This is a genomic window from Spiroplasma eriocheiris (genome assembly GCF_001029265.1).
GTDB lineage: Bacteria > Bacillota_I > Bacilli_A > Mycoplasmatales > Mycoplasmataceae > Spiroplasma > Spiroplasma eriocheiris.
In genome coordinates, this window is the sequence record NZ_CP011856.1 from 147,566 (window position 1) to 172,872 (window position 25,307).

Here is a 25,307-nt window from a genome sequence, read left to right on the forward strand (position 1 = left end):
GTAAAGTTAATGAGTCAATTAATTACGATTAAAATGACAATTGGAATTGTGTTTGGAATTTTAGGTTTTGCTTTATTATGTTATTTTATTAGTCGCTTTTATAAATTATTTTCCAAACGAGTAAAGGTAACCGAAGTACAGTTGCCAGAACTAATTGATAATAAGTATTTTATTAGTGCTGATCAATACCAATTCTCTGTGTTAGGAGAAATTAATAAGAAGGGGCAGGAAATTATCTTAGGAATCCATGATATTTATGGGAACAAAAATGATTTTGCTAGTTTAGTTAATAATCAGAATTTAAATGCTGAAATTTCATTTCTTAGTTTTAATCAACGAAATATTGGAGATAATGATTACTACCAAACAAAGAATATTGGAATTTTAATAAATGATGTTTTAATGGCAATTGAAGTTATTAAAAATAAATATGAAAACCAAACAATTACTTTATTATTAGAAGGCTATAGTTGTGGTTTAGTTAATTACTTGTTACGAAAAACAAGACATATTACCAAAATAATTTTAGTTAATCCAATCACCAATAAAAAAACAATGCGCTTTTCTTTTTTTAGTAAAATTAGTATTTTCTTTAGCTTTTTATTTTATTTAAATAAAACTTTAAATATTAATATTGATTATCATTATTTTACTAATAACCAAGAGTATATTGCAAAGATGAAAGCCAATCCCCAACAATATTTTTTAAACCAAATTTTACAAGTTAAGCAAATTAATAAAAAAATTATCAAGAAATTAAATAACTTATCGGTTAAAACCTTATTATTGCAAAGTAATGGTGATAAGTTTTATGCCCCCAAACGGTTGGCAAAAATAACTAATTCCGATGTTACAATAAGTAGTTTTGATAATGATAATCATTTTATTTTTATTGATAATCTTGATGAAAAAGTAATTAATACAATAAATGACTTTGTACAAAATTAAAAAGTTTGGAAGTTAACTTCCAAACTTTTATTTTTTACTTAATTCGTTTGATAAAAAGGTTAAGGTTTCTAATAAATCATTTTGTTGGTGATCGGGAATTAACGCTAATAATTGCTTATTAAGTACTGATGAAATTTCGATAAATTTTTCAGCAACCATTCTCCCCTTTGGTGTTAATTCTAACCAACTAATTCTTTTATCTTTTTGACAACGTTGATGGCTAATATAACCTAATTTTTTTAAACGATTAATTTTTCGACTCATTCCAGCTTTTGTTTGGTTAGAAATTTTTGATAATTCTGTCATTTTAGTGGTTAGATTATTTTGCATATATAACAAGATTGGTCCATCTGTTGGTTCAATATCAAAATAGTTTGCCTGGGTTAAAAACTCACTAACTAGCGAATCAATATCCTTATTAATTTTTCGCAGAACAAACATTAATTCATTAAATAACATTATTATCACCTACTTAAATTCTACCAAAAATTATTGGAAAAAGGGAATAACAACTTTGAACTTAGATTTCTTGGGCAAAGTCATCATGTGAAATTCTAGTTCTTGGGAATGCTACCATTGGTTCGTTTGTATCATAATATCCTAAACTAATTAAAAGAGTTGGATGATAGCGATTTTTATCGAGAACATCATATTTAGCTAGGATTTTTTCTAAGGCTTGTGGATCAAACCCGGTCATTACATTTGACCCAATTTGTAAATCAGCTGCTTGTAAAGTAATAAATCCTGCTGCAATGTATGTTTGGTGGTCAGAAAATGAGTTCGCATCAACTGCACCATTAATAACACCTTGCACGGCTTGAACATAACCATTTACCATTTCTGATGGTAATCAACGGCTAAAACGTTCTGTTAAGAACTCAGTATCACTAGCATACTCCCCATTTGCTGCTAATAATACTAAAGTAACAGGGGCAGTATTAATTTTTTTATGATTTCCTTCTAATACTGCTGGTAAAATTGCCTTTTTAGCATCATCACTTTTAATAGCTACGACTTTAACAGGTTCAACACCATAGGCACTTGGTGCTAATCTTCCTGCCTCAATAATAGCATTTAAATCTTCCTCTGAAATTGGTTTGTTAATATATGATTTAACTGCTTTTCTTCAATTTATTGCATCTTTTACTGACATTGTAATTTTCCTTTCCTTAATTGGTTGATGTGTTAACCATTATCATTTTAGCATTATTAGTTAACATGTCAACTAATTTTTAAAAGAATTTTAAAAAATAAATTTATTTTTATTTAAAAAATATCAGATTTTACGGTATAATTTTTTTGTTGTTAATAGCAACTAAAACTTATTCAGAAGTGGTTAGCACGCTAAGCAGTAATCCACTAGCAACCCTATATAGAAATTATAGAAGGTGCTTTTAGCAGGGCATATGATAGCTATCAATAAGGTTTATTAGTTATTTAAAAATCTTAAACTTATTAATTTTTTTGATAATCATATTTCTGATAAAGTAAACTAATTAGCCATTAACTAATTATTTTTTTAGTTAACTTATTTGGGAGAGGATTTATTATGGTATTACAAGAAAAGATATTATTTACATCAGAGTCGGTTTCCGAAGGTCATCCGGATAAAATTTGTGATCAAATTTCGGATGCAATTTTGGATGCATGTTTAACACAAGACCCAAATTCACGGGTAGCTTGTGAGTGTTTTATTACAACAAATCGTTTAATTATTGGAGGAGAAATTACAACTGAAGCACGTGTTGATTATGAACAAATTGCGCGGAATGTTTTAAAAGCAATTGGTTATGATGATGAAGAATGGGGAATTAATTGAGAAACTTGTCAAATTGAAATCTTAATTAATATACAATCACCAGACATTGCTATGGGTGTTAACAAAAAAGGAGCTGGTGACCAAGGAATTATGTTTGGCTATGCTACAAATGAATCAGATAATTACATGCCTTTAGCAATTTCAATTGCGCATGACTTGGTCAAAAGAGCCAGCGCATTACGTAAACAAGGTTTATTTTTCCAAGCCCGCCCGGATATGAAGTCACAAGTGACCTTAGATCTTACTAATCAAAAAAATATTTTGGTTGATACAATTCTAATGTCAATTCAACATCATCCTGATATTGATGAAAATGCGTTTAAAGAATATATTAAAAATGAAATTATGATTCCGGTTATTAAAAAATATCGCTTAAATGAGGATTTTAAAGTTTTAATTAATCCAACTGGTCGTTTTGTAATTGGCGGTCCCAAGGGTGATACAGGATTAACCGGACGTAAAATTATTGTTGATACTTATGGGGGTTATGCCCGCCATGGGGGGGGTGCTTTTTCTGGGAAAGATGGTACTAAAGTTGATCGTAGTGGGGCTTATATGGCCCGTTATGTTGCTAAGAATGTGGTTGGAGCTGGGTTAGCAGACCGTTGTGAAATTCAGTTATCTTATGCAATTGGTATTGCAGAACCAATCTCAATTTATATTGATACATTTGGTACTAATTACATTCCAAATAATGTTATTTTAAAAGCCGTTGAAGAAGTATTTGACTTTTCCCCAACCGCAATGATTAAAAATCTTGAATTACAAAAGCCAATTTTTCAGCAAACAGCCACTTATGGTCATTTTGGTCGCCCTAGTCACGAGCTACCATGGGAAAGATTAGATAAAATTCATTTGTTAACAAAATATATTATTTTGCCCTAGTTTATTGATATAATTAGCATAGAATTAACAATTAATGGGAGAAATATTATGGCATATAAATTAATTGCATTAGATTTGGATGGCACAACTGTCAAACGAAAAAATAAAATTTCAAAGCAAAATGTTAAAACAATTAAATGAGCATTACAAAATGATATTAAAATTATTATTGCAACTGGTCGAAGTATTAAAGCAATTAAAACAGTAGCTGATAAATTAGGGGTGATCAATTATGACTTGCCCGTAATTGGTTTTAATGGTGGCGTTATTTATGATTTTTTAAACAATCGAATAATAAAACAAAACTCTTTTTCAACGGTCGAAGCTCAAGATGTTTTTACTATTGCTAATAAAAATAAAGTGCAACTATGAGCATATTCAGTTAAAGATGATGATTTAGCATATGTCAATACTAACCGGGGATTAATGGTTAAATGAATGAGTTGACATACAAAACGTAAACGCGTGTTATATAACAAAGTAGTTAATTTCAATGATGAAGTCTTTAAATTTGTTGTAAGTGGTAACAAACCAAATGTTCTTGCTTTTAAAGAAGAAATTTTAGCGAAGTATCAATTTAATATTTTTGACTGGTCCTATGTTTCTAAATCAAAATTAAATCTTGAAGTTTCTCCTTTAAATACTGATAAAAAAGATGCCGTTGAATATATTGCAAAGATGTATGATATTAAGCAAGAAGAAGTCATTGCGATGGGAGATGGTTCAAATGATCGCGAAATGTTAAAATGAGCAGGTTTAGGAATCGCGATGGGTAATGCTAAACAAGATATTAAAAATATTGCCAATGAAGTCACTCATCATCATAAAAAATCAGGAGTAGCACGAGCAATTAAAAAACATCTTAATAATAAATAAAAAAATCACTATGCAAGTGATTTTTTTATGGTTGTGTTTGTTTGCGCGTTCGTTTTTTATTTTTAACATATTCATAAATCATCATTCCGGCGGTGTATCAAATTACCACAATGATTAACCAAGTTAAAATGTTAACAAATTCATCTTTATTAAGGCCTAATCCTTTTTGAATTCCAATAAAAACAATTAAATAGGCGCAAATAACCCCAAATGAACCGCCAATTGTAAAAGCTAATGATGGTTTAATTTCATAATTTTGGTCTTTAATAAATCGTAAGGCACCAATGGGCATTAAAAAGGCAGCGGAACCCATCATAATAGGAAAGGCACAAATCGCACTTAACCCTAATAAGTAAGTAACAGCCATCGCGGGAGCATAAATTCCTACTCCTAAGGACATTAGGGCTCCTAAGATAAAGAACACAATTGCTCCCACCAGATATTTCCATCATATTTGTAAGGAATCAGCATTCCCAGGACTGGGCATGACACCAACTTGCTTTTGACCTAATAAAATAATAATTGAGATAATAATTAATACAATACTAATAAAAATTTGAGCCCAACCTAATTTTATTTTATTAGCAAACATTGCTCCTAAGTATGATCCAATTGAAGCCGCCGCAATTAAAACAACAAGGGTTAGTCACTCAACTTTTACCAACGAAATAAAAATAATTGCTTCTAAACAGGTTGGCACTGCATGCCCAATATTTAAAGTCCCTAAGATTTTTTTATTATTTTTTATTTGTTTAGTTAATTTTAATAAAACAATACTAATTGCAAATGAACCAATCCCAATAGTATCAAAAAAATCAGCAATGAATCCAATAATTCCTAATTTTCATATTCGTTGTCTAATGTTATTATCAAATTCGCCAACGCTTTTTTCTGTCTGATCATAGGACGGATAACTTTTCGTAATTAAATAATATACAAAAATTCCGACAAAGCATAATAATACTAAACTTATTATAGTAGATGTTAATGTTGGCTGCCAAATATTTGTAAAATATAGCGTGATTAAAAAAATAATTAAAATAATTGGAATGCTTAATAAACTTCAATAAAGGATTTTTTTCTGCATATTATGTTTCTTTCTGCTAAATATAATCATAATTATTATATTATTAATGGAATAATTATACCATATATAAATTTGACATTAAAATAATATGAAATTTTAAAATATTTTTTATAAAAAAGATGGCTTAATTATTGATATTTTTACATTTTTCCCTATAATTAACTTAAATGAAAATTAAAAAACAAAAAGTTTAGTATAACTAAACAAGATAAGGAGGGAAATTAATGAAAATTGGTGAAAAAATTAAATTATTACGTCAAAAAAGTAATTTAACCATTGAAGAGTTAGCTAATCGCTGTGAGTTAACAAAAGGATTTATTAGCCAAATTGAACGCGATATTTCCTCCCCAAGTATTGAAACTTTAGAAAGTATTTTAGAGGTTTTAGGCACCAATTTAGGCGATTTTTTTAAGCAGGAAAAAAACCGAAAGTTTGTGTATGGTGTTGAAGATCATTATGAAGTTGAGCAAGATAATTATCGCATTGAATGGTTAATTCCAAATGCGCAAGCAAATGAATTAGAGCCAATTTTAATTCAAATTAAACCGTATAGTGAATCTCAAAAGTTGTTACCTTTTGAAGGGGAGATCTTTGGTTATGTCCTGTACGGGGAAGTCAGTGTCTATAGTGGAACAAAATTTCAAAAAGCTTATGAAAAAGATAGTTTTTATTTATATGGTAATAATCAACATTATTTAAAAAATAATAGTAATAAAATTGCGGAAGTACTCTGAATTTCAACTCCGCCTGTATTTTAATTAGCAAATGAGAGAAAGGAAAAAACAACATTGGAAAAAAATATTTTAGAATTACGTAATATTTCTAAACAATATGATGGAAAGGTTATTTTAAAAGGAATTAGTGTCAATATTAAAGAAGGTGAGTTTGTAACTTTATTAGGACCTTCTGGGTGTGGTAAAACAACAACTTTACGTTTAATTGGTGGTTTTGAAAAACCAGATAGTGGTGAAATGCTCTTTGAAGGGAAAAACTGATTAAAAGTTGCTGCCAATAAGCGAGAAGTTAATACTGTTTTTCAAAATTATGCGTTATTTCCCCATATGAATGTTTTTGATAATATTGCGTATGGTTTAAAAATTAAAAAGAAAAAATTTGATTTTATTAAACGAGAAGTTCGACGTTTTTTACGTTTAGTTGGTTTAGATGGTTTTGCAGATGCTCGGATTGAATCATTGTCCGGGGGTCAAAAACAACGAGTAGCGCTCGCACGGGCTTTAATTAATCGTCCCCGCATTTTATTATTAGATGAACCAATGTCAGCATTAGATGTTAAACTTCGCAAAAAAATGCAAAGTGAATTAAAAGCTTTGCAAGAAGAAATTGGGATTACTTTTATTTTAGTAACCCATGACCAAGAAGAAGCCTTAACATTATCTGACCGGGTTATTGTGATGAATAAAGGAGCAATCCAACAAGTAGGAACTCCTAGTGAAATTTATAATGAACCAGAAAACTTGTGAACAGCACAATTTATTGGTGATTCCAATATTATTTCCGATGCCATTTTTGTCAAGGATTATTTAGTTAAAATTGATGGCAAAAAATTCCCGTGTTTAGACCGGGGATTTGGGGAAAATGAAGATCGGATTGATATTATTATTCGCCCGGAAGATATTGATATTGTCGCAAAGGGTGAAGGTTATTTTAATGGAACGGTGGAGTCATTAAATTTTAAGGGTGTCCATTGAGAAATTGTGGTGGCAACTAAACATCGAAAATATTTGATTCATACTACCGACCATGTTGAAGAAGAGAGCGAAGTTGCGGTAAAGTGAAATCCCGAAGATATTCACGTTATGTGGAAAGAAATTGACGATTAGGTTTCGTAATGAAAAAAAACCCAGATAAAAAAGAATTCAAATTTTGAATTAAAACTAAAAAATGATTTAAAAAAACTAAATCAAAACTTCGCTCGTTCTTTCAAACATTATCCGCATGATGCAAAACTCGCTATCATAACATTATTTATAATACCCAAAAAAGTAAGTGATTCCAACGAGGAATTAATCCGTTAATTTGACCATATATTATTTTAATGATTTTATTAATTGTTGTTTCGTTGTTAATTATTTTATTGTATTCGTTTATTCAACCAACCGGAAACAGTTTAGTTTTTGAATTTAATTTTGCTAACTTTGCGGCCTTCTTTTCCCAACAAGCTTTTGTGGTATCTTTATTTTTATCATTAGGTTATGCTTTAATTGCCGCAATTATTGCAATTATTATTGCTTATCCGGTTGCTTATGTTATGGCTTTTTGTAAATCAAAATTATTATCAAAAAATATTTGAATTTTAGTAACCTTACCAATTTGAATTAACATGTTACTAAAAATTATTGGGTTACAAACATTATTCCACATGATTGCCCCCGGACTATTAGGAACTCCGGTTTCTATTGTCATTGGGATGGTTTATGCTTTTATTCCGTTTGTGATCTTACCAATTTATAATAGTTTGGATAAAATTGATCATTCTTTGATTGAAGCATCTCGTGATTTGGGAGCAAATGGGTTCACAACCTTTTGAAAAGTAATTTTTCGTCAGTCAATCCCAGGAGTTATTGCCGGGGGAACATTACTATTAGTGCAAGCAGCAACTTCCCTCCTGATTGTAAAATTTATGGGAAATGGCCAAATTAGTATGATTGTTGAAGTTATCGAGACTTACTTCTTTAAAGGAGGTAACTTTGGATTAGGGGCTGCTATTTCGGTAGTATTAGCGGTGATTGTCTTTATCATTATTATTGTTTCAAACTGAATGTCAAAAGTATTTGAAACTAAAAGGGGGAAACGAAATGAGAAACTTTCTTAAATCTTCTTACATGGGAATTATCTTACTATTTATTTATGTTCCCATTGTGATTTTAATTTTATTTTCTTTTAATAATAGTGATAGTATGGGGATTTTCACTGGTTTTTCTGATCGTTGATACCATGAATTATCTCAGCAACAATCATTTTTACAAAGTATCATTATTTCGGTCTTTACCGCGGTAATTGCGACATTAGTGTCAACTATTTTGGGAACCTTAGCTGCAATTGGTTTAAGTCGTGCGCGCAAAGTTACTCAAAAAATGACATTGTCAATTACTAATATTCCCTTAATTAATGCTGATATTATCACTGCTGTTTCATTGATGATGTTATTTATTGCCCTCGGAGCAAAATTTGGGTTTTTAACTTTAGTACTTGCCCATATTTCATTTGATGTTCCGTATGTCATTATCACGGTGTTACCACGGTTACGAAAAATTGATCCGCGGTTAATTGAAGCATCTTTAGACTTAGGGGCGAAGCCGTCACAAACACTATGAAAAATTATTTTACCAATTTTAAAACCAGCAATTATTTCAGCTGCGGCAATCGCTTTTGCGATGAGTTTTGACGACTTCATTATTTCTTATTTTACGGGGGGTGATGATGTCAATGTGGCAACTTTCATTTATACAATGAAAAGAATTAAACCCTTTGTGAATGCTTTTGGAACAATTTGTATTGCAATCATTGGTTTTGTGATTATTGGCTGAAACGGATGAAATATTTATAAGGCCAGCCATGAAAAATTTCGGAAAGAAATGTTAAAAGGTACTTATAAAGATAAAACAATGTTGCGTTATGAAATGCGATTAGCGATGTTATATCATAGTTTAAACAACCAAGCTTTGACAGATGAAAAAGTTAAAGAACGTTTGCGCACAAAAATTATTTATTGAGAAGATAAATATGCCAAAGGATTAGCCTGGGCTAAAAATAAAAAAAATAATTTTATTCTCAAAGAAGAGCGTCGTGAGACAATTAGTGAAATTTCGCGCAATAAGTTCCGTTGGTTTACCAAAACTTGAAAACCGATTACTTTAGTAGTAATTTGTACTGGTTCGATTGGTTTACTAACAGGAGTTTATATTACAAATAATATTTATGACCTTGTTGTTGCTAATTGAAGTGGTTATATTACCGATAGTGTCTTAAATGGATTTCAACAAAAATACCATGTTAAAGTTAAATATGTTGTGTATGATAGTAATGAAACTCTATACAACAAGTTATACACGACTAAATATGATGTGATGGTTCCGAGTGATTATATGGTTGCCAAATTAGGGGGGCAGGGGGATTTAGCAAAAATTGATTATACTAAATTAAATGCAGTTGATCCTAATTTTCACCTGGTAAAACCTAACCCAACTTTTGATGGTAACATTGCGGGCTATGATGTGAAGTTTAACCAATGGTTCAATGATAAAAATGTTGATGTTAATTATTATCAAAATAATAATATCCAGTTCTATAATACTTGTCTTAACACCAATGATAAAAAACCACCAGCTAGCTGTTTTGATAAAAATAAAACTGCGATGATTAATAATGGGTTATTAGGCATTCAAAACAAAAATAAAATTGCTAGTCCGGCAATTAATGCTTCAATTACTGATTATAATATTCCGTTATTTTGGGGCGATATGTCGTTAGTTATCCGCCCATCCGCTGATAATATTGCTTTTGTTCGAAATATTTTAAATGAAGAAAATAAACACCTGCCCGGAACAGTTGCTAAATTTGGAGTTAGTGAGCAAGCATGAACAGCAGACCGCCAACAATATATTATTAATGATGTGTATGATCCTAAAAATGTTACATATTCAAACGGAATTTCATGGGATATTTTATGAAAAGCAGCCCAAGCGGGCAAAAGAGTATTGTTAAATAACGATTATAAAAATCTCTTTATGATGGCTAGTGAAAAAAATCGCCAGCAGGTCTTACCAACAACCCAGCAAGAAGTTGACCAAGATTTTAATGATTTAAAAACTTTATTAAAATATAATAATGTTGCTTTAAAAAATGATGAAATTATTAATGATGTTGGGGATGGCCGTTTTGACTTTGCCTTTATGTATAATGGGGATGCTATTGCCGCGGATGCCGGTGATAATGGTGAAGGTGGCTTTGCAAATAGTGGGCAAGGGGGTAGTGACCATAAATTATTAATAACACATCCGCGTTTTGCTAAATACGACCCAACCCAAGAGAAATTTACCAATATTGAAGGAACTAATATTTGGAGTGATAACTTTGTGATTGCCAAAAATTCAAGTCATCAGGATTTAGCTTATAAATTTATTAATTATGTAATTCAACACCAAGCAGAATTAACTGAAAATTCGGGATATACTTCGCCATATCAACAAGTGATGGACTATGAAATTAACCCCGTCGTTACACCGGGGACAGAGCCCGGCCCAATGCTAGACTATAACCGTGAATATGTCCCGGTTTCCAAATGAGATAGTACGCTGAATAACTATGTCTCTGATCCAATTGCCGCCGATGGACCATTCTATAATGGTAGTCTGGATGACTATCTAGTTAATAAATATAATATTTTAATTGCGAGCAAAAATTAAAAGATAAGAACTTCTTATCTTTTTTATTTTTAATTTAAAAAAAGGAAATCACCGGTAATTTTGATAAATATTAAATGAGCGAGGTGATTCATATTAAAAAGAAATGATATTTTTTATTAGCAACAACAATCGCGGTGATTATTGCTTTTTTAGTATTTTTTCTAAATGGCGTTAAAATAACTTCCGACAATAATTCTCCCGAGATTAGCAATAATTCAGATGCTTCCGAAGTAGCACTTAATTTTATAACTAAATATCAACTGCCCTTAGTTAATAATCAAGTTCTCCCTAAGGCATATAAAATTCCCTTTGTTTTGTTAGGAACTAGCGTTGAACAAATTTTAGTGCGGAATCATTTTATTTTCAATAACTTTCATTCGTTAGACCAGCGACTTCTCAACCGTAAAGTTTATCAAAGTTTGACAATTGCCTTATTGCCAAAACCACAATTTATTAAGTGATACTCGCGAAAATTAATAACGGAAAAACTATTAGAAGAATTAAACTTTCCCCATTCGATCATTACCCCCGTGTTAAAAATTTTACATAGTAATTTTTTAACCACGATGCAAGTAAAAAATAATTTGCAACATTATTTGACAGGTAGTTATAAAAAATACTATCAAATTTTAATTTTGTTTGTGGTAATGTAATGCGCTTCCAATTACAAAAGTTTTATCAGCAATGGTTTTTAATTGTCATTAGTTTTGTTATTAGCGAGTTATTTATTATTAATAAATTATATTATATGTTATTTTTACCCCTGAGTTTATTAATTTTTTTGCTCTATTGGCAAAGACAATTTTGATATATTTTTTTGGTCGGGCTGGGAGTAATCTTACATTTAGTAATCACCAAATTTAGTTGGCAACCACCTTTTCACCAATCAGGAATCCTAACCGGAAAGATCAGTTATGTTGGTAATCATTATTATTTTATAAAAATTGATTTAAAAGAATATTATTATTCGGCGAACATTACCCTCCATCTGGGGGATAAGATCAATTTTTAAGGTTATCTTACTAATCTTCCCACCTCTGGAAATATTTATCAGTTTAATTTTAAGTATTGGTTACATAGCAATGGCATTGAACAAGCAATTAAAATTCAAAAAATTATTAATATTCAAGCTAGTAATGATTTACGAGAGACTGTTAGCAATTATTTAAAAGATCATGATGTCATTATTAATGGCATGATAAGTTTACTTTTATATGGCCAGCGAACAGCAGCGGTTAATACTTTATATAATAATTTTGTTTGTTTAGGAGTTCTTCATTTGTTGGTTGTTTCAGGATATCATATTAATGTATTATTTTTACTCTTAAATAAATTATTAAAACGAATAATTCCGGGACAAGGCAGTTGAATTTTGACTTGTGGAATTTTGCTTTTTTATTTATACTTATTAAATTTTGATTTAACAACATTAAAAGCAGTTATTATTTTATTTGTAAGTTTGTTTAATACCAATTTTTGCAAAAAGAAATTTAACCATAATCAACGCTGATGTGCGAGTTTTTTATTAACATTAATGGCTTACCCCTATGGTTTTTTAACGGTGGGCTTTATTTATGGTTTTTCAATGACATTATTATTTGCTAACCTATGAAGCAAGATCCGCCCCTTAGCATATTGGCAGCAACTTCTTATTTTAAATGGCTTTATTTTTTTAGTTGCCAGTGGTTGAAATATTTATTTTAATTTTAGTGTTAATTTTACTAGTATCTTATTTAACATTATCTTAACCCCGCTAATTGCGATTATTTATATAATTAATTTTATTATTGTGTTTATTAAACCGCTACATCTTTGCTACACTTGGTTTTATTTTATTTTGTATAATTATTCATGAGGACTTTTAAAAATTAATTTTGCCTGAAATGTTGGTGCCCTTAATTTTGCCGTGATCTGTTGCTATTATCTTTTGCTTCTTTTAGCATGTTACTACATTAAACATTTAAAAAAAGTCTTTATTAGCTTATTTGTTATTTTAATTGGTGTGATGTTTTCTTTTAATTTTTTAGTTAAACCAGCTTATTCAATAACGATGCTAAATGTTGGCAATGGTCAGACAATTATTATGGAAGATAAATGACAAAGCAAAGTTATTGCCTTTGACTTAGGAGTGGGCTATGGAGCATCATCAACTTTGGTCAGCGATTATTTACGGTGAAAAGGAATTAATTGAATTAATATGGTTTTTATTTCCCATCACCACGAGGACCACAATAATAATCTTAGCGATGTCCAAAAGAAAATCTGGATTTTTAAACTGTTAAATAATGATTCGGTAACAGAAAAATATCACATTGGTGATTTTACCTTGCAAGTCTTACACCATTTTGAAAATGCCGGCGATGAAAATAATAATAGTTTAGTTATTTTAGGAACAATTAATAAGCACCATTTTTTATTAATGGGTGATGCTAGTAAAACGGTGGAAAATAAAATATTAAATTTTTTGTGGCCACCAATTGATCTGTTACAAGTTAGTCACCATGGTTCAAAGAGTGCTTCAAGTGAAGAATTTATTAGTAAAATTAAACCGAAAACGTGTTTTATTTCAGCTACCACTGACAACCATCATAAATTTCCAGCGCTCCAAACATTGAACACATTAAAGCAATATCATTGTCAAATTTATCAAACTAATATTTCCCATAATTTAGTTTATAATATAAATGAACGTGCAAAAAGTTATCTCACAACTTTTTAAGATATTAATGAAAGGAAAGCGACATGTTTTTAATCTATGGTGAAGATAGTTTTTTAATAAAAACTCAAAAAAATAAGATTTTAGCTAAAATTAATCTTAATGATGAATATGAAGTTGAAGAATATAGTTATTTGGAAACACCATTATTAGATATTATTAATGATGCTAATACTGTTGCCATGTTTTCCGATAAAAGAATTATCGTTGTTAATGATTGTTTTTTCTTAACGGAAGAAAAAATTAAGGCAAAAGTAGATAATAAGGAATATTTGCCTAATTTATTAGAATATTTAGAAAACCCCAATCCCAATACTTATCTAATATTTATCTGCCCAGTTAATAATATTAGTAATCGCTTAAAAATCACGAAAAAAATGTTGGCTTTAACTAGTGTTTTAAAGGCAATTAATTTATCATATCCGGAATTGTTAAAATTTATTAATGATTTTATTGCCAAACACCAGGCGACGATTTCTCAACACGGAGTTGAAAAAATTATTGAATATTTACCAAATAATTTATACATTATTCAAAATGAATTGCAAAAATTAATCCTGGTCAACTCCCATATTACAGAAGAGATTATTGAAAATAATATTACTAAATATCTAGATACAGATATTTTTAAATTAGTTGATTATTTATTAGATAATGATTTAAATAATTTTTTAATTAATTACCATTATTTACAAGAGCGGGGGTTAAACAATATTGCATTATTGGCTTTAATGGCTAATAGTGTTATTTTAACGCGTGATATTATTATTTTATCGGCCACTAAAAAAACACACTCTGATATTGCTAGTACTTTAAAAATTCATCCGTATCGAATTAAAAAAATTTCTGAGCGTTTAAATAAATTTAATATTGAAAAAGCAAATAAAATTATTATAAAATTGTTTGAAATTGATTATAAAATAAAAAAAGGTATAATAAATAAAGACATTAGTAGTGATTTATTTTTAATTAATTTATTTGATTTAAATGAATAGACTATAATGAATAGATGTTATGGAGATGGTTCAAAAAAATGAAAGAAAATAAATTATATGCCCACATTGTTTATGCTTTATATAATACATTTAAAGACGATAACATTAAAGCACAAATTATTGTTAATTCTGAATTTAAAGCGTTAGTAATCAAACAAATTTGTTCTTTATTAACTTTAGAAAAAGAATTTGATGCATCATTTAACGATGAAAAATATACCATGGCCTTTGCGCAAGCGTTAGCCAATGTGACAAATGAATCAGCCACCATTGAAAAAATTGATGGGGCAACTTTCAATCAATTAGATGAAGACTATGTTGAATATATTAAATATATTTGTGATAATTTTAAAGTTGAAAAAGACTACATTACGCAGGAAAATGTTGTTACCATTGATGGCATTGACCAAATTGCTGATTTTGTTGACGAAAAAGCAATTGATAATGCTCGTGATCAGATGAATAAAAAAGCGGCTAAGGAATTGGAAAAAGAACAGCACCAAGATTCTACCCAAAATACCGGACCGATTATGGGAGCTGGAATGGGAATGAATGCTTTTGATCCAAGCAAACTAGACATGGGTCAAATGATGCAACAGATGGCTAATATGCCAATCCATCCCCGTTTAGACCCGCGTTTTTATCCTTACCGTACTAAACCTAAATTTATGCCATTATTTAAAAAGATTGTGGCCGGATTAGTGATTCTGGCGGCGGTTGGTTTAATTATTTTATGATTATTAGGGTCATTTCTCGGAATTACTATTGATACGAATGTAATTGTTTATAAATGAAACGGGTCTGTCATTATTGTTGGTGGTGGCGCTGATGCGGGCATTCATGCTGGGAATGATAATTTTGTGGGACCATTTCCATTTTCTTCCAAGTTAAAACTAGCGTTAGCTGGCGCTGGTTCAATGAGTTTATTTAGTGGGTTATTACCGATCATTCCCGCAATTTTTATGGGTTATGAATTATTAGGAACAAAACGTTTTAAAAGAGATAATTATACTGTTAAAATGCTAACAGTCGGGATTAGTGTTATTATTTTATTATATTCTTCTCTTTCATTAATTAGCATTTTGTTACCTAATTATGTTAGCAACATTGTTAACGGTCTAGGTGTTCCTAAAAGTGGTATTAATGTTGGTGATTCAAGTTTATTTGGTGGAATTCTAACACCCGATTCTGATTTACAGCAAACTTTAAATAATATTATCAATGAAATTAACAATAGTTCTTCGTATAAATTAATTTATGCATTTAGTGTAATCTTTATGATTGCCGGATTAGTTGCTTCCCTTGCTGCCATTGCTTTAATGGTTGTTGTTCCTAAACTTGATCGTAATAAATTAGTTCGAGCTAATGAAGAATACCAGAAAGCAGTTAATGCCGCAATGCGTGGTGAAAAATATACAATGGACCCTTCTTTATTTGATGAAGAATTTAGAGAAGATAACCCGTTTAATCCTTTTGGAAATAAGGATGAAAATAAGAATAATGACCAAGATGATGAAGATAATTAGAATTCTAATTATCTTTTTAAATTAAAATAAAAAATAGTAACTACTTTGATAGTTACTATTTTTTATTAATACCAGTCTAATTATTTCCTAAAATTAATTTACACGGATCATTAATTTACTTTTCATTCTTGCTGCTTTATTAGCATGATAAATCCCTTTAGTTACAGCTTTGTCAATTAATGAAACAGCATTGTTTACTAAATCGTTAGCATTTTCTTGTTTTTCTGCAATTGCTAAATTAGCTTTTTTAATTGCTGTTTTAATTGAAGATTTAAATGATTTATTAGCTAAATTAGCTTTTTCATTTGTTTTGATTCTTTTAACTTGTGATTTGATATTTGCCATTAATATTCATTCCTTTCATTTACTTAGACACAAAGGAATTATAGCAAATAGATATATGTGTGTAAATATAAAAACTTAGTTTTTTAGAGAATTTATAGTTTTTAGATTGATAATTATTTTTCTAAATTATGAAACTTATTGTTTTTTAGTGTTTAGTTAATTAAGATATTAGCAGGGAAAGTTAAAAACTTATTAACTTCATTTATAGCAATTGTAATAACTATATTATTTTATTTCCCTAAAATTTTTAAAAGAAAGGAAAATAAAGAAATGAAAAAGTTATTAGCAATTTTTGGCGCTGTTGGTTTAACAGCAACCGGAGCAATTAACATTGTTGCTTGCCATAAAGAAGAAACGACAACAACGGGGATTACAGAAGAAGCACAAAAAGCTATTAATAGTTATATTACTTTTACTTTTGTTAGTCATTTATTTACTAAAAATAGTGATGGTAGTTATTCATTAGCTCAGAAAGGTCAAGGGACATTATCATTAATACCTGACAATATAATGGATATGAATTCGGCCAAAATTAATGGTGTTGACATACCAATGAGCATCTTATCTGCTACAGGTATAGTATACTTGGGTAATTTTATTACTAGTTTAGGGTTTAATTCCGAAAGTTTGGACCCAATGGGTAATTATGATTTATCCCAAATTACTATTGGAGAGAAAGGAACAAGCACATTTGTTAAAACTGGTGATGATACAAAGTTTACAGCCAATTGAAATGTTAATGTTGACCTAACTAGTGGCGATAAAACAATAAACTTTACTAATTCAGGTAGTTTAGAATTTGAAAAAAACTAAGAATATAATTTCTTAGTTTTTTAAATTATATATTATTTTTAGGATTTCATTGTTTTTTAAATTTAAAGGAATAGAATATATATGAAAACAAAGACACATATACAAGAGAGGTTTTCCCTGATGATTACTATTGATAAAATTAAGGAAGCACGAGATAGAATTAGTGATTATATTAATTCTGATAATATAATTCATGATTTGACACTATCAAAAATGCTTAATGCGGAAATATATTTAAAATTAGAAAATTTACAACGAACAGGAAGTTTCAAAATTAGAGGAAGTTTAAATAAGATTCTTTCTTTGAATGAAGCCGAACGTGCTAAAGGAATTATTGCTGCATCTGCTGGCAATCATGCTCAAGGTGTTGCATTGGCATGTTTATTAACAAATACTAGATGTACTATAGTAATGCCAGAAAATGCACCAAAATCAAAAATTGAGGCAACTAAATTATATGGTGCAGATATTATTTTATCTGGTTCTAATTTTGATGGGGCGTTAAAAACTGCATTAGAAGTTCAAAAATTACAGCAATTAACATTTGTACATGCTTTTGATGATGAAGAGGTAATTAGTGGGCAAGGTACTATTGGATTAGAATTAATTGAACAAGTTAAAGGTTTAGATACAATAATTGTTCCCGTTGGTGGTGGCGGTTTAATTTCAGGTATTGCTATTGCCGCAAAAACATTAAATCCAGAAGTTAAAATTATTGGTGTTGAAGTTGAAAATGTGCCATCTTTAACAAAAGCCTTTGAATTTGGTAAATCAATTGAAGTTGAACCTAGTAAAACAATTGCTGATGGTATTAATGTTCAAAAAATTGGTTTAATTACTTTTGAGATATGTAAACAGTATGTTGATGAAATTGTTACTGTTTCAGAGAAAGAGGTTAAGGAGGCAATTTTGTTCTTATTAGCAAAAGACAAAATTTTAGCAGAAGGTGCTGGCGCTGCAGCTTATGCAGGAGTATTATCTGAAAAAATTAAATTAATTCAAAATACTAATGTAACAATCATTATTTCTGGAGGAAATATTGATTTATCTAAATTAAATGAAATTTTAAATGAAAATATAAACGACGGTTAGGAGTTTATTTTTTTAATTTAAAAATGAAAAATTTTGGTTTATTTATGATATAGTTTAAGTATGAAAGATGTCGATCTTTCAAAAATTAAATAAAATAAATATGGTTTTTAATTAGGGAATTGTGTTAGAAGCACAAGCTGTACCAGCAACTGTAAAACTGACGAACACTGTAATAACCACTGAGAAAATTTCTTGGGAAGGGCAGTAAGTAGGCTGAAGTAAAGCCAGTAGACCTACCATGTTTTTGAACTTTGATTACTTCTGGAATAAAGTAATCCTGTAATTTATTTAATTTTTGTATTTTTACAAAAATGAAAAATAATAAATTATTGAATTTTATTAACAAAGACAACAAAGATAACTAAATATTATTTTTGTTTATTTAAAGTACTTAAATAATAATTAAAACAGAAACGGGGAAAAGCGGGAATGAAATTAAATGACAAAAAGTTTTTATACAACAAAGAAACTGACGGGGGAACTAATTCAACAATAAGTAGTATTATTAGTAATTCGTTTGCTATTTTTACTAAAGAAAATCCTTTAAAATCATATGATATTGATGCCTTAAAAGAAGAAATAATGAAAATTGTTAATGTTGAAAAAAATGATTCAACTTATGAAAATGCTAATATGTCAGCAGATACACCAGCTGGTCAAATGATGAATATGGCTGCAACAACTGCCAAAGAATATGCTTTACGCTTTTTATTAAGTAAGGAATATCGTGATGCTCATCAAAATGGGGATATTCATATTCATGATTTAGACTATTATCCATCAAAAACAACGACATGTGTGCAGTATGATTTAAAAGATATTTTTGCTAATGGTTTTTGAACAAAGAATGGAATGGTTCGCGAACCACAAACTATTCAGTCTTATGCCACACTAGCAGCAATCGTTTTTCAATCACACCAAAATGAACAACATGGTGGTCAAGCAATTCCAGCTTTTGATTATTTTTTAGCGCCGGGTGTTTTGAAATCATTTCGCAAAAATTTAGTCAAACAATTAGAATTTATTTTAAAATTAAATAATTTAAAAAGCCAAACAAATTGACAAGCACTAATTCAAACAAAAATTAACACTATTGATTTGCAACTTAATAAAGAAGCACAACTTGAAATTAGTAAATTATTAAATTTAAATATAAACCAAGTTAAAATTGCTTTTGAGGAGGCATATCTTACAACAGAAAAAGAAACTTTCCAAGCGATGGAAGGGTTTATTCATAATTTAAATACAATGCATTCGCGAGGAGGAAACCAAGTTGTTTTTTCATCAATAAATTATGGAACTGATACTTCTCCCGAAGGAAGAATGGTGATGCGCCAAATATTATTAGCAACTCAAAAAGGACTTGGAAAAAACGAAACCCCAATTTTTCCTATTCAGATCTTTAAAGTTAAAGCAGGAATTTCTTACTCGGAAGAAGATTTTAATTTAGCAATTAATAATTGAAAACAAGCTGAAAAGGGGTTACTAAATTATAAAACTAAAAACTTTGATTTATTGATTCTTGCTTGCCAAACAAATTCAACTCGGTTATTTCCTAATTTTGTTTTTTTAGATACACCATTTAATAAGCATGAAAATTGAAATCCTGCTGATCCAAATAATTATTTAAATGAAGTTGCGACGATGGGTTGTCGGACAAGAACTTTTGAAAATGTTAATGGATATAAAACACCAGTTGGCCGTGGTAATATTTCTTTTACAACTATGAACTTACCGCGTTTAGCCATTGAAGCGGTAAAAGAAGTTAAAGAAGAAAATTTATCATATGATGATTTTTTAAAAAAAGTAAGTGCCTTATTTTTAGAAAAAGTAAGAACAATGAGTATTTTAATTGCTAAACAGTTAAAAGAACGTTTTGATTATCAAAAAACAGCATTATTAAAACAATTTCCTTTTATGGTAAAAAATAATGTATGAAAACATCATAAGGACATTTCAAAAGATGAATATGTCGGAAATATGATTAACCAGGGTAGTTTAACAATTGGCTTTATTGGAGGGCATAATGCCATGAAAATGATCTTTGGAAAAGGCCACGGTGAATCAGATGCAGCATATGATTTATTATACCAAGCAGTATTAACAATGAATGAGATTGCTAATCAATATAAACAAAAATATAATTTGAACTATTCAGTTATTGCCACTCCAGCCGAAGGATTATCGGGGCGTTTTACTAGAATGGATGTTAAAAAATATGGAGTTATCCCGGGTGTTAATGACAGTAATTATTATGTTAATTCATTCCATGTTGATGTTAAACAAGATATTAGTATTTTTGAAAAAATAAAAAAAGAAGCACCATTCCATGCAATCACATTAGGTGGACATATTAGTTATGTTGAATTGGATGGCGCGATGAAATATAACATTCCTGTTATTTTAAAAATAGTTAAATGTATGTTTGATAATAATATTGGTTATGGATCAATTAATCACCCAGTTGATGTTTGCTTAGAATGTCAATTTTCAGGGATTATTCCTCACGCATGTGATAAATGTCAAAGCAATAATATTCGTCGGATTCGTCGGATTACTGGTTATTTAACTGGCGATTTAAATAGTTGAAATTCAGCAAAAAGATCAGAAGAACATGACCGGGTAAAACATGGAATTAACGAAGATAAATAACTTTAACATTAAAGTTTTAAAAATTTACCCGGAAACAACTAGTGACGGTCTTGGGTTACGTTATAGTATTTATTTAGCGGGTTGTCGGCATGCCTGTTTTGGTTGTCATAATGTTAGAAGTTGAAATCCTAATAATGGCAAACTTCTAGATGATAAATATCTTGCTGAAATTATTGACCAAATTAATGCGAATCCGTTATTGGATGGTGTGACGTTATCAGGTGGTGATCCATTCTATGATCCATTATTTTTAAAACAACTGTTAGAATATTTGAAAAAATATACTAACAAAAATATTTGATGTTATACAGGTTATACATATGAACAAATTATAAACAAACCAGAGTTAAATGCGTGTTTAAAATATATTGATGTCTTAATTGATGGGCGTTTCGTTTTGGAATTAAGAGATGTCTCACTTCCTTTTAAAGGTAGCAGTAATCAACGAACAATTTATTTAAAAAATGGTAAACTTGATTTTATTGATAATTAGTTAGAAATTATTAAATCAAGTTTTTTTATTTTTAAAGGAATTCTTTTTTTTATTAGTTAAATTATTTATGAGAAATTAATAAAAAAGGAGGATTCTTAATGAATAAACTACTAACAATTATTGCAGCTAGCATTTTTTTAATTTCAACCCCACTTTCTTTCACTCTTGAACAGACAGTTATTGGTCAAGTTTCAAACATCCTGAATAATGAAACTAATAATCTACAAAATAAAAATAATTTAAAAATAGATTTATCAGGTGTAGCCTACACTAAAACTTTAAATCAAACGGAATTGAATAGTAAACAAAAAACCTATTTTGATGCTAGTTCAGCGATAACTATTTTAGACTTGGATAGCTATGGATTAACAAAAAAACAGTTTCTTGATTTAGCACCAACAGTCAATTTTTCCCTTGTCAAAAATGAAATTGTTATTGATGATCATAAGTTTAAAGGTAGAGAAAATGTTTTATATAGAAATTTAAATATTGGAATTTATAATATGAGTGCAAAACGCTCACCACTTATATCAGGCTATTCGGTTACAAACAATTTATATAAGAAAGCATATTATTTTGCTTGGTTTTCTTTATATTGAGAAAATAATAAAATTAAATTATTATTTAGTTTTGATAAAATTAAATCAGTTGAAAATGTGGAAGAAAGTAATGTAACATTTAATTTAAAATTTAGATATATCCAATTAGTACCATCTAAATTTTATTTTAAGAAATTGAATAAAATAATAATGCCAAAATTTCCTCGTATAGTTGATTTTGATAAAAGAGATGAAACAATTACAAATGATGAATTTAAAAGTAAAATAAAAAATAAATTAATAATATTGTTGCAAAATATTATTGGCAATGATTATGAAGTTTTAGAAGATTTTATTGAAAATATTATCTATGATGAATTAAATGAAAAAGTATCCGTAGTTTTTTCACAGCATAATATTGAAAATAAAACAAAAGAATTATGAAAAATTAGTTTTAAAATAAATTGAGTAGCATCTGAAGAATATTGAGTTAATTCAATGAAAAAACGTCTTATTATTATCCCAACAAATTATGGTGATATTTCTAAAAATGCAGAAAAAAAAGAATCTCAGTATTTAGAAACAAATAAAGGACTAATTTATAATGAACCCATAATTATTAAATTCAATAAACTTAACCAAAATGAATTTTTTTATATTAATGGAAAATTGATTGAAGACAAAAGTAAAGAAATTACCTATAAAGTTAATCCAGATTTAATTAAAAAAAATTACGAAATTAAAATAATTAAATATGATGAGTATCATAAACAAATTGCTACTTATTGTATTAATATTTTAATTGATCAAATAGATAAAGCACTGGAATTAAATTCATTAAATAGAAATTCTGAAATTTTGTGGGTTGATGATAATTACAGAAACAACGATTTTTATGACCCATTAGATGCAAATAATAATTTAGTAAAAAATAATTCAACTAATAATGGTATGCTAGCACAAGGAATAGTCGCAAAAGATTTTTTTGTTGAAGATGTAAATTCTTTATATAAAGATACTATTATTCGTTATAAATTAAATAAAAGTTTAACTTTGGATAATAACACTGATATTATTAATGTTAATAATAAAAATAAGATAGTAGACCCCGGAATTTACTATTATATAGAGAAAAACAAATTTGGTTTATTTACTAATCGTTATGTTTTTTTAACAAAAAATAATTACTTTCAAAATTTTAGTGAAGAAATAAGAAATCCAAAAGTTAAAAATTTTTGGTCAACCATTCATGGTAGTCATTTAAAGCAATATTTATCAGATATCCATCATTTGAAATCTGAGGATATCAAAAAATTAGCCTTTGATAAAGTTGCTATTTATTGACGAAATTATGTTTATGATATTAAAAATAATATTTATCATTTAAATCCGAAAAATAATATTTTAGATTTATCTAATATCGAAGAACTAAAAAAAGAATTTCTTATTAGAGGCGATGACTTATTAGAATTAAAGAAACAAATTATAAATTTATTAATTATTAAATTAAATAAATATAATTTAAAATATTTGAGTGATTATCAAATTTTTATTGGTAATAAAAATATTGAAGATTGCCAGCATGAAATTCTCCCATTATTAGACTTTAATGCTCAAGATAGTGCTAATTTATTAATTAGAATTCAAGCTATGCCAACATCACTTAATTTGCAAGGACAAACAGTTGTCAATTTTATAAATCATCGTAACCTTAATAATTTGATTAATATTACTAATAGTAGTTTAAATTCTTTTGAAGATAATTTTAAAAATTATAGTGTAGAAGATTTTAAAAAATATGTAATTAATTATATTAACAACTATTTTTATAAAGTAAATAATTTGAGCATAGAAGCAGGAATTGACTATAACATTAATTGAAATAATATTAAAATTAATGATTGATTAAAATATGGTAAAGATAAACCTCTTGAAATTAGGTTAACTGCAATAAATAATTCAAATTGAATTAGGGGGACAAAATTAATTAGGATTATTAATAATGCTAATTTAGTTAAACAAAATTTAGCAAAAGAAGATTTAACATATTTCCAAAAAAATATGAAATGATTAATGCCACTAATTGCCTTGGGAGTTTTAATGTTAATTTTTAGTTCTTATGTTTTAATTCATAAACTAAAAAAACACATTAAAAATGGAAAAAAATAATATAATAATATTAGTGAGGTAAAATTATGAGAGAAAAATATGCGTTAATAACTGGTGCATCTTCTGGGATTGGCTATCAATATTGTCAAGAGCTTCTTTTATTAGGGTGGACTATTATTGGTGTGGCAAGAAATGTTGCTCCCTTGGAAAAACTGAAGGAAAAATATCCTTCCCAAGTCATAATTTTTAGTTATGATTTATCAATTCAAGATAATGTTTATGACTTATTTCGTTTTGTTAATAAATACCGAATTAGTTTATTAATTAATAATGCAGGGTTTGCTAACTATGGAAGTTCTAACAAAGTTAATATTGATGTTGATCTTAATTTAATTGATTTAAATATAAAGACGGTACTTCTTTTAACAAAGTTATTTTTAGAAAAATTTACAAAAGAAAATATTATTGGTCGAGTTTTAAATGTGGGCTCATTAGTAAGTTTTACTCCGAGTCCGTTTTTGTCTTCTTATGCTGCTTCAAAAGCCTATGTTTTAAATTATTCAGTTGCTGTAAATACCGAATTAAAAAAACAAAAATCACTAAATAGGATAATTTGCATTTGCCCAGGAGTCTTAACAACTAATTTTTGGAAACGTGCTAATTTTAAAAAATTAACCAAAAAAATGATTGGTGAAATGAGTGTTGATAAATTTGCCCACAAATCTTTAAAACAAAGTTTAAAAACAAAAAGAAAAAACTACATTATTATTGGTTTTGTAAATAAAATATTATGATTTTTAATTAAAATTGCCCCACAAAAATGAAGTACAAATATTATGTATAAAATATTTCGTTAATAACTAGTAAATTAGGTATTTATTTAATATAATAAATAGAGGTGAAATTTATGGAAAAGCTAGAAAAATGGCTAAACATGTGGATGTGGGGCTATGAATTATGCGCAAAAATGGTACTTTTGAGGAAGA

General features: G+C 28.6%; 22 protein-coding genes and 1 riboswitch. Of the genes, 18 read left to right on the forward strand and 4 right to left on the reverse strand.

Annotated features, from left to right (window positions below):
* The first annotated feature begins 9 nt into the window (after positions 1–9).
* Entirely contained in the window at positions 10–948 is a 939-nt protein-coding gene (locus tag SERIO_RS00690) for a serine aminopeptidase domain-containing protein (RefSeq protein ID WP_047791016.1), read from the forward strand.
* A gap of 27 nt (positions 949–975) precedes the next feature.
* Here SERIO_RS00690 and SERIO_RS00695 read toward each other — a convergent pair whose 3' ends face one another.
* Positions 976–1,407, reverse strand: a complete 432-nt coding sequence (locus SERIO_RS00695; protein WP_047791017.1) for a MarR family winged helix-turn-helix transcriptional regulator — start codon at positions 1,405–1,407, stop codon at positions 976–978.
* 61 nt (positions 1,408–1,468) lie between these two features.
* Complete coding sequence (locus tag SERIO_RS00700) at positions 1,469–2,101, reverse strand: nitroreductase family protein (protein WP_047791018.1); 633 nt, start codon at positions 2,099–2,101, stop codon at positions 1,469–1,471.
* 396 nt (positions 2,102–2,497) lie between these two features.
* Between SERIO_RS00700 and metK the strand changes: the two genes are divergently transcribed.
* Together metK and SERIO_RS00710 are read left to right on the forward strand one after the other, a co-directional pair.
* Entirely contained in the window at positions 2,498–3,652 is a 1,155-nt protein-coding gene (gene metK, locus SERIO_RS00705; protein WP_047791019.1) for a methionine adenosyltransferase, read from the forward strand.
* A 48-nt stretch (positions 3,653–3,700) separates the two neighbouring features.
* Entirely contained in the window at positions 3,701–4,528 is an 828-nt protein-coding gene (locus SERIO_RS00710) for a Cof-type HAD-IIB family hydrolase (protein ID WP_047791020.1), read from the forward strand.
* A 25-nt stretch (positions 4,529–4,553) separates the two neighbouring features.
* Here SERIO_RS00710 and SERIO_RS00715 read toward each other — a convergent pair whose 3' ends face one another.
* The gene (locus SERIO_RS00715) at positions 4,554–5,615 is read right to left on the reverse strand and encodes a sulfite exporter TauE/SafE family protein (protein WP_053040794.1); all 1,062 of its coding nucleotides are present in this window, start codon (positions 5,613–5,615) and stop codon (positions 4,554–4,556) included.
* A 224-nt stretch (positions 5,616–5,839) separates the two neighbouring features.
* On the opposite strand from SERIO_RS00715, the gene SERIO_RS00720 reads away from it, so the two are divergent.
* The 9 genes from SERIO_RS00720 (at position 5,840) to SERIO_RS00755 (ending at position 16,278) form a co-directional block, all read left to right on the forward strand.
* Positions 5,840–6,373: a helix-turn-helix domain-containing protein gene (locus SERIO_RS00720; RefSeq protein WP_047791021.1), complete on the forward strand. Its 534-nt coding sequence runs from the start codon at positions 5,840–5,842 to the stop codon at positions 6,371–6,373.
* Positions 6,374–6,403: 30 nt separating this feature from the next.
* Positions 6,404–7,456 (forward strand): spermidine/putrescine ABC transporter ATP-binding protein, encoded by a 1,053-nt coding sequence (potA, locus tag SERIO_RS00725; protein WP_047791022.1) that lies wholly within the window; start codon positions 6,404–6,406, stop codon positions 7,454–7,456.
* An 8-nt stretch (positions 7,457–7,464) separates the two neighbouring features.
* Positions 7,465–8,448 (forward strand): spermidine/putrescine ABC transporter permease, encoded by a 984-nt coding sequence (potB, locus tag SERIO_RS00730; protein WP_047791023.1) that lies wholly within the window; start codon positions 7,465–7,467, stop codon positions 8,446–8,448.
* Positions 8,432–11,041 carry an extracellular solute-binding protein gene (locus SERIO_RS00735; RefSeq protein ID WP_047791024.1) on the forward strand — a complete coding sequence of 870 codons (2,610 nt, stop codon included), beginning with the start codon at positions 8,432–8,434 and terminating at the stop codon, positions 11,039–11,041. Before potB ends, SERIO_RS00735 begins: the two co-directional genes overlap by 17 nt.
* A 74-nt stretch (positions 11,042–11,115) precedes the next feature.
* The gene (locus SERIO_RS00740) at positions 11,116–11,694 is read left to right on the forward strand and encodes a hypothetical protein (protein WP_047791025.1); all 579 of its coding nucleotides are present in this window, start codon (positions 11,116–11,118) and stop codon (positions 11,692–11,694) included.
* Complete coding sequence (locus tag SERIO_RS06425; protein WP_053040795.1) at positions 11,694–12,053, forward strand: hypothetical protein; 360 nt, start codon at positions 11,694–11,696, stop codon at positions 12,051–12,053. Before SERIO_RS00740 ends, SERIO_RS06425 begins: the two co-directional genes overlap by 1 nt.
* 183 nt (positions 12,054–12,236) lie before the next feature.
* Positions 12,237–13,760, forward strand: a complete 1,524-nt coding sequence (locus SERIO_RS00745; protein WP_148553397.1) for a ComEC/Rec2 family competence protein — start codon at positions 12,237–12,239, stop codon at positions 13,758–13,760.
* Positions 13,761–13,783: 23 nt separating this feature from the next.
* Positions 13,784–14,752, forward strand: coding sequence for a DNA polymerase III subunit delta (gene holA, locus SERIO_RS00750; protein ID WP_047791026.1), 969 nt, complete (start codon positions 13,784–13,786; stop codon positions 14,750–14,752).
* Positions 14,753–14,790: 38 nt separating this feature from the next.
* On the forward strand, positions 14,791–16,278 hold the full coding sequence (locus SERIO_RS00755) for a hypothetical protein (RefSeq protein ID WP_047791027.1): 1,488 nt from the start codon (positions 14,791–14,793) through the stop codon (positions 16,276–16,278).
* A gap of 93 nt (positions 16,279–16,371) precedes the next feature.
* Here SERIO_RS00755 and rpsT read toward each other — a convergent pair whose 3' ends face one another.
* The gene (rpsT, locus tag SERIO_RS00760; protein WP_047791028.1) at positions 16,372–16,623 is read right to left on the reverse strand and encodes a 30S ribosomal protein S20; all 252 of its coding nucleotides are present in this window, start codon (positions 16,621–16,623) and stop codon (positions 16,372–16,374) included.
* Positions 16,624–16,893: 270 nt separating this feature from the next.
* Between rpsT and SERIO_RS00765 the strand changes: the two genes are divergently transcribed.
* The 6 genes from SERIO_RS00765 to SERIO_RS00790 all read left to right on the forward strand — a co-directional run bounded on the left by SERIO_RS00765 (position 16,894) and on the right by SERIO_RS00790 (position 25,178).
* Positions 16,894–17,436: a lipoprotein gene (locus SERIO_RS00765; RefSeq protein WP_047791029.1), complete on the forward strand. Its 543-nt coding sequence runs from the start codon at positions 16,894–16,896 to the stop codon at positions 17,434–17,436.
* A 120-nt stretch (positions 17,437–17,556) separates the two neighbouring features.
* Positions 17,557–18,528, forward strand: a complete 972-nt coding sequence (gene ilvA, locus SERIO_RS00770) for a threonine ammonia-lyase (RefSeq protein WP_053040797.1) — start codon at positions 17,557–17,559, stop codon at positions 18,526–18,528.
* A gap of 84 nt (positions 18,529–18,612) precedes the next feature.
* Positions 18,613–18,783, forward strand: a riboswitch (cobalamin riboswitch).
* Between the two features lie 174 nt (positions 18,784–18,957).
* Positions 18,958–21,180 (forward strand): anaerobic ribonucleoside triphosphate reductase, encoded by a 2,223-nt coding sequence (locus SERIO_RS00775; RefSeq protein ID WP_053040798.1) that lies wholly within the window; start codon positions 18,958–18,960, stop codon positions 21,178–21,180.
* Between the two features lie 7 nt (positions 21,181–21,187).
* Complete coding sequence (nrdG, locus tag SERIO_RS00780; RefSeq protein ID WP_073797543.1) at positions 21,188–21,673, forward strand: anaerobic ribonucleoside-triphosphate reductase activating protein; 486 nt, start codon at positions 21,188–21,190, stop codon at positions 21,671–21,673.
* Between the two features lie 98 nt (positions 21,674–21,771).
* Positions 21,772–24,381: a hypothetical protein gene (locus tag SERIO_RS00785; protein WP_047791031.1), complete on the forward strand. Its 2,610-nt coding sequence runs from the start codon at positions 21,772–21,774 to the stop codon at positions 24,379–24,381.
* A 26-nt stretch (positions 24,382–24,407) separates the two neighbouring features.
* Positions 24,408–25,178 carry an SDR family NAD(P)-dependent oxidoreductase gene (locus tag SERIO_RS00790; protein WP_047791032.1) on the forward strand — a complete coding sequence of 257 codons (771 nt, stop codon included), beginning with the start codon at positions 24,408–24,410 and terminating at the stop codon, positions 25,176–25,178.
* Positions 25,179–25,307: the final 129 nt, after the last annotated feature.